The organism is Halorubrum sp. F4, from assembly GCF_027257195.1.
Lineage (GTDB): Archaea > Halobacteriota > Halobacteria > Halobacteriales > Haloferacaceae > Halorubrum.
Genome location: NZ_JAPDFS010000001.1, coordinates 490,902 through 497,048 on the forward strand (window position 1 = coordinate 490,902; position 6,147 = coordinate 497,048).

7 protein-coding genes are annotated in these 6,147 nt (G+C 62.6%); 4 read left to right on the forward strand and 3 right to left on the reverse strand.

Annotated elements, in window-relative coordinates:
* The first annotated feature begins 43 nt into the window (after window positions 1-43).
* Together OKW78_RS02535 and OKW78_RS02540 are read left to right on the forward strand one after the other, a co-directional pair.
* Window positions 44-406: a hypothetical protein gene (locus tag OKW78_RS02535; RefSeq protein WP_281193736.1), complete on the forward strand. Its 363-nt coding sequence runs from the start codon at window positions 44-46 to the stop codon at window positions 404-406.
* Window positions 407-923: 517 nt separating this feature from the next.
* Window positions 924-1,298 (forward strand): hypothetical protein, encoded by a 375-nt coding sequence (locus tag OKW78_RS02540; protein WP_281193737.1) that lies wholly within the window; start codon window positions 924-926, stop codon window positions 1,296-1,298.
* Between the two features lie 7 nt (window positions 1,299-1,305).
* Here the strand turns inward: OKW78_RS02540 and OKW78_RS02545 are convergent, their stop codons facing one another.
* Entirely contained in the window at window positions 1,306-1,458 is a 153-nt protein-coding gene (locus tag OKW78_RS02545; RefSeq protein ID WP_200531644.1) for a hypothetical protein, read from the reverse strand.
* 64 nt (window positions 1,459-1,522) lie between these two features.
* Entirely contained in the window at window positions 1,523-2,560 is a 1,038-nt protein-coding gene (locus tag OKW78_RS02550) for a site-specific integrase (RefSeq protein WP_281193738.1), read from the reverse strand.
* A gap of 464 nt (window positions 2,561-3,024) precedes the next feature.
* On the opposite strand from OKW78_RS02550, the gene OKW78_RS02555 reads away from it, so the two are divergent.
* On the forward strand, window positions 3,025-3,768 hold the full coding sequence (locus OKW78_RS02555; protein WP_281193739.1) for a ThuA domain-containing protein: 744 nt from the start codon (window positions 3,025-3,027) through the stop codon (window positions 3,766-3,768).
* Window positions 3,769-3,822: 54 nt separating this feature from the next.
* On the opposite strand, the gene OKW78_RS02560 is transcribed toward OKW78_RS02555, so the two are convergent.
* Window positions 3,823-4,410 (reverse strand): helix-turn-helix domain-containing protein, encoded by a 588-nt coding sequence (locus tag OKW78_RS02560; protein ID WP_281193740.1) that lies wholly within the window; start codon window positions 4,408-4,410, stop codon window positions 3,823-3,825.
* A gap of 166 nt (window positions 4,411-4,576) precedes the next feature.
* On the opposite strand from OKW78_RS02560, the gene OKW78_RS02565 reads away from it, so the two are divergent.
* Window positions 4,577-6,147 (forward strand): NADH-quinone oxidoreductase subunit C (locus tag OKW78_RS02565; RefSeq protein WP_281193741.1); only part of this gene is annotated, 1,571 nt, incomplete at its 3' end.

Sequence of the window (6,147 nt, forward strand, 5' to 3'; positions counted from 1 at the left end):
CCTCGGTGGGTACGGCGTTGGAACGACCACGCTGACTCAGTACGTGGCTCACCTCGATGAAGACGAGGAGGCCATCGAAGAGGAACTGGTGGCCGCTGGCGGCGAGCGGAACCCTATCGCCTGCTACAAATCCCTTCCAGACGGTCGGCTGTCGGAGGGGTCGTGGCGGTTCACCCACGCGACCGACCCGACCGGGCGCATCGAGCCGGGGATGCAACTACACATCACCCTGTTCGAGCGCGACGACGGCCTTCCCGGCAGGGAAGTCTACGCCCACTACGAGGACGACTGGATGGCTGACGCCTCCGGTCACCTCAAGGCGGCGAACTTCTCGGCGTCTAAGGGCGTCACCTACGCGACCGTACTGCTCGACAACCACACCTACCTGATTGCACACCAACGATGAATCTCCCTGAAGTTATCCTGATTGGCGACCTCGAACTGCTCTTCCTCGGTCTCGCTCTCGGTGCCGGTGCGCCGAAGGCGGCTCGACGGATTCTTCGCCGCCGGTATGGTGCCGGTGACAGCGGGAACTCCAGCGCCGAGTGTGACGACTGCCCGAAGCCCGTGGACTGTGCCGCGCTCGGTTGTCGGAAGGAACGGTAAATGGGCGGGTTCGCTGACAAGTGCCGCGATTGCCGGTCACCGAACGTACAGATTATCGGGGGTTGCCCGACCTGTATGGACTGTGGATGGTCTGCCTGCGGCTAACCAGAAAATAGTCTATTCTTCACGATTTGTCACGCCACAGGAGGCCCGTGGTGCGCTTCCAGCGTGACACCGAAGGCGATACATCCCGGTGTCAGAATCCCCTCAGACGCCTTAGATTGCGTTCTGAGCGGGGGCCTCTATACGGCTTCTATCTCTCGAAAACGGCTGAATCGGGGTAACTTATTTTTATATGTGGGGACTGGTGGACAGTAATGTTTACCAACACCGACCTTGGCCCCGAGTGCCCGGTCTGCTCCTCCGAAATGTGGAACTTTACTAACCTCAGCGATTTCACAGGCAACAATAATAGAGAACCCCAGCACGAGGTGACCGCTGAAGCGGAGTGTTTTGATTGTGATTCAGTATTTGAACTGGATTTAGAACTGGATGATAAGAGCGACTTCCGCAAGTATAAGAGTAAAACCATTAGCCCTCCACAGGGCTTCGGATGGGGCACCCCCGGTACACCAGCGCCGGGAACCAATCACGTTCTACACTTCTGGGGAGATATGAACGATAGTGCTGGAACGCAGTATCAGGACAAGTACCACTTACAGGAGATTACGGTTGTAGAGGACAATCAATAGAACTGTTTTAGATGCTGACGCCAACGAGGTAGAGGTCGATATCGTTACAGAAGTCCTGCATCAACTCTTCTTCGTGCTTGCCGAGGTCGCGCTCCTTGATGGTCTCGACCACGGCTTCCTGAACCAGAACGGCCTGCATCGGGGAAGGTTTGAGCGCCATACTGTTCTACACGAGACCTGCTATCTTATACCTTTCAGATAGGTTATGGAAGGCCCCTTCTGGGTTACAGTAGGTCTCGGTATTCTTTCCTTCTCTTGAGGGCGTCCTCCTTTGTTCGGGCGTCGTAGTGCTTTTCCAATACCTCGACAGATACATCTACGCGCTCTGATATAATCTCCTTCGGGATGCCCTTATTGATGTGGTGGGTGATGGAGCCACGCCGGATAGGGTGGAGCGACGTATTCTCCGGGCAGGACATAGCCCGCTTCTTTTTCGTGAACTCGCAGGTCTCTATGTCTTTCCCGGCGGGACACTCCCCTGAGTAGACGCAGGGCCGTGTGTAGGCGACGACGTTCTTGTAGGCCCGCTGGCGGGTGAGCCGTCCGTGGGCCGTTGTGAAGAGCGGGTTCCTTCCGTATTCGTCGGTCACATCGTCCCGACGGAGGTTGATGTATTCGTGGAGCAGGTCGTAAAGGGACTCCGTCAATTGGATTCGGCGCTCGCTCTTCTCGTTGTTTTTGAGGGAAGTCCCCTTCTGCTTCCGGTCTATGAAGTCAAGCGCGGGGTCACCCTCTTCGTCCCGGTGGAGGTCTTCGAGGTCGAGACTGACAGCCCCGGAGGCCCGGCAGGCGGTGTCCCACATCAGCCGGAACAGCGCGTGTTGTCTGGTGGCGTACTCGTAGGTGGAGAGGTAGTCGAGTATCTGGTTGGCTCGGTGAGCCGGGACGGTCTCGTAACTAACCATATCGGACTCGTCTACGTTCGGGACGCGGGTTCGGTCGTAGACGCCCGGCTCGATGAGACCGGCGTTCTCGCACCATTTGATGAACACACGGGCGAGTTTGACCGACTGGTGGGCCGTTGCGGGGGATATGTCCTCGGACTCCCGCTTCTGTACCCACGTCTCCATCACGTAGGAGTTGATTTCACCGACCGATTCGATGCCTTGGTTCTCGCAGAATTGGACGAAGTGTTTGGTGGGGTACTTGTAGGCCCGGTAGGAGGACGCCTTAACGTTCTTCTGTTTGACGTTCAAGAACTGCCTGCGTGCGGCTCTGGGTGTGAGTTCTTCTGACGGGTCGCGTTCGGAGATGGGTTTCATTGTTCGGTGTCTCCGTTCACCCGTCCGCTGGCTGGGTCGTCCGAGGCCGACAGGAGATATCAGTCCGTTCCCCTACGGCCTCACACGACAGTTTGAAGAACTGGAGAGTGGGGACGGAGGGCCGACCGAAACCCGTCAGGGTTGAGGGAGGTTGAACCCGCGAACGGCCCGTATGGGCCGTGAGCGGCGGGGGTTCAAATCCCTCCGGCCCCATAGCGGTCTTCACTCTATCTTATCACTTCCGAGAGGTATCTATTTAACTAAAAACACCTCCGTTTCGGGAGGTGTTTTCGCATGAGCCTCAGTTACTCCGGCTCCTTCACCGCCGACGGACCCGGAGAGTTCTGGTGTGAGATCTGTGGGGCTCGCTGTACTGAGAGTCCGATCGATGGGACCGAGTACGGTCACCTCGTCGGCTGTCCGGACATACGAGCCTACAAGTCCGTCCGGCCGCGATCGCTCGTATGGTACGCGTCACGGTCTGGAACGAGTTCCGTCACGAACGCGAGAGCGACGACGTCGCCGAGGTCTACCCCGACGGGATCCACGCGGTCCTCGCCGAGGTGTTCGAGGCCGCCGGCCACGAGGTGCGAACCGCCACCCTCGACGAGGGTCCGGAGCACGGCCTCTCGGAGGAGGTCCTCGAGGACACCGACGTGCTCACGTGGTGGGGCCACGCCGCCCACGACGAGGTCCGAGACGACGTCGTAGAGCGTGTCCGCGAGCGTGTCCTCGACGGCATGGGGCTTCTCGTCCTCCACTCGGCGCACTACTCGAAGGTGTTCAAACGGCTGATGGGAACCAGTTGTTCGCTCAAGTGGCGCGAGGCTGCGGAGCGCGAGCGGCTGTGGACGGTCGAGCCCGGCCACCCGATCGCGGACGGGATCGGCGAGTACGTCGAGCTCGAGGAGACGGAGATGTACGGCGAGCGGTTCGATATCCCCCAACCGGATTCGCTCGTGTTCACCTCCTGGTTCGCGGGCGGCGAGGTCTTCCGCTCCGGGTGCTGTTACCGGCGGGGGAACGGTCGGGTGTTCTACTTCCGGCCGGGGCACGAGACCTACCCGATCTACTACGACGACGACGTCCGGCGGGTGCTCCGGAACGCCGTCGGGTGGGCAGCGCCGGGCGACGGACCCGCCCCGGACTTCGGCAACGCCGACCCGATCGAGGACATCGACACGAGCGACGACCGCACGGTCCACTGACGACGGCGGACTCGTCGGGTCCCTCCCGTTTCGGTCCTCACGACACCCGACCGCTCACGACACCTCACGCAACCGGATGAACGCGGTCATCACTGCCGACTCGGCCTTTCTGAGGTGTTCCGAGGCGGTGCTCGGAGCGGCGTCGATCCGGTCGGCGACCGCCTCGACGGTCGTCTCCCGCGGGGACTCGTAGTATCCGCTCTCGACGGCGGCCGAGAGCGCGTCGAACTGTCGATCGGTCAGGTCCGGGTCGAAGAGGTCCTGCCGCCAGTCGTACTCGCCGATCCGGAGCACCGTCGTCTCGATCCGATCCGGAAGCTCCGCGAGCGCGGCGCGCAGCGGATCGCCGGTTCCGATGATCGTCAGGCGGGCGATCCCGTTCGGACGGAAGTCGATCGGCGGAACGACGACGACTCCGGTCCGCTGGAAGGGGGCGAACATCGCGTCGTCGAGGCCGTCGCGTCGCTGTGTGAGAAGGACGTAGTGTCCCGTCTCGTCGATCCGGGTGAGCTCGAACTCCCGGATCCGGTCGACCGATCGGAGCGCGTCGGCGTACACGTCGATGTCGCCCTCGACGTAGAACAGGAACGTGTCTTCGGGCTCGCCGAGAACCGTCCCGTGGAGGAGTACGTCCCGATCCACCGCGTCCGACTCGTCGACGAGCCGGTGGATCGGGTGTATGAGGTCCGGGGGGGTACCGGAGCTCGACCCGGAGGTACTTCATGTCGGCCAGTGACGACGGGTCGTTTATAAAAACCCGTCCTGATCCGGCAGAAGCGTCGGGTCGTCGGATCGCGTTCGTTCGAGTATGTCGACCCAGGCGCCGATCGAACGGGAGAAACCCGACGCGGAGGACCCGTTCTCGTCGATCAGGGAGCTGGTCACGGCACGGGAGACGCACCTGAACGCCCCCGCGGCTCGGATCCGTCCGGACGCGGTCCGGGAGGCGCTCTCGACGCTCAAGACGCAGGCGGGCTACGACCATCTGGCCTGCGTGACCGCCCAGGAGTACGAGAGCCGATACGAGACGATCTATCACCTCCGCTCGTTCGACGATCCGACTCGGGAGGCGAGCGTGGTGGTGCCGGCCGACAAGGACCACCCGATCTCGGAGTCGGGAGAGGCGGTCTTTCGGACGGCGGACTGGCACGAGCGGGAGGCGTACGACCTGATCGGCATCGAGTACGACGACCACCCCGACCTCCGGCGGATCCTCCTGCCCGAGACGTGGCAGGGCCATCCGCTCTCGATGGACTACGACGAGGACCGCCCGCAGATCGTCACGCTCTCGGAAAACGAGCCCGTCGAGCCGGGCTCGTCGACGGCGACCGGGAGCGACACCATGCTCCTCAACGTCGGGCCGCACCATCCGGCGACCCACGGCGTCCTCCACCTGCAAGTCACCCTCGACGGCGAGCAGGTGATCGACGTGGATCCGGACATCGGCTACATCCACCGCTGTGAGGAGCAGATGGCTCAGTCCGGAACGTACCGCCACCAGATCATGCCGTACCCCGATCGCTGGGACTGGAGCGGTGCGGGCCTGCTCAACGAGTGGGCGTACGCGCGGGCTGCCGAGGACCTCGCCGACGTCGAGGTCCCCGAGTACGCGCAGATGGTCCGGACCATGGGTGCGGAGCTCAGTCGGATCCTCTCGCACATGCTGGCGATGGGGGCGTACGCGCTCGACGTGATCGGCGACTTCACCGCGACGTTCATGTACGCGATCCAGGAACGCGAGCGCGTTCAGGAGATCCTCGAGGACCTGACGGGCCAACGACTGATGTTCAACTACTTCCGGCTCGGCGGCGTCGTCTGGGACCTGCCCGAGCCCCGCGGGGCGTTCCTCGCGACGGTCCGCGAGTACCTCGACGAGCTCCCGCGCCGCCTCGAGGAGTACCACGACCTCCTGACTCGAAACGAGATCTTCCAGATGCGGACGATCGACACGGGGATCCTGCCGCCGGAGGTCGCCAAGGAGTACGGGGCGACCGGGCCGGTGGTCCGCGGGTCGGGCGTGGACTACGACCTGCGCCGTGACGACCCGTACGGTTACTACGACGAGCTGGACTGGGACGTCGTGACCGAGGACGGCTGTGACAACTACAGTCGGCTGTTGGTCCGGATGCGCGAGGTCGAGGAGTCCGCGAAGATCATCGAGCAGTGTGTCGACCTGCTCGAGGACTGGCCGGAAGACGAGCGGAACATCCAGGCCAACGTCCCGCGGACGCTCCGGCCGGACGACGATACCGAGATCTACCGCGCCGTCGAGGCCGCCAAGGGCGAACTCGGCATCTACATGCGCGCCGACGGCACCGACGAACCCGCCCGATTCAAGATCCGCTCGCCGTGCTTCTCGAACCTCCAGACGCTTCCCGA

What these genes read in the sequence shown, in the direction of transcription:
- OKW78_RS02540 (WP_281193737.1), top strand. Translation starts at nt 924, where the DNA reads ATGTTTACCAACACCGACCTTGGCCCCGAGTGCCCGGTCTGCTCCTCC.
- OKW78_RS02545 (WP_200531644.1), bottom strand. Translation starts at nt 1,458, where the DNA reads ATGGCGCTCAAACCTTCCCCGATGCAGGCCGTTCTGGTTCAGGAAGCC.
- OKW78_RS02550 (WP_281193738.1), bottom strand. Translation starts at nt 2,560, where the DNA reads ATGAAACCCATCTCCGAACGCGACCCGTCAGAAGAACTCACACCCAGA.
- OKW78_RS02555 (WP_281193739.1), top strand. Translation starts at nt 3,025, where the DNA reads ATGGTACGCGTCACGGTCTGGAACGAGTTCCGTCACGAACGCGAGAGC.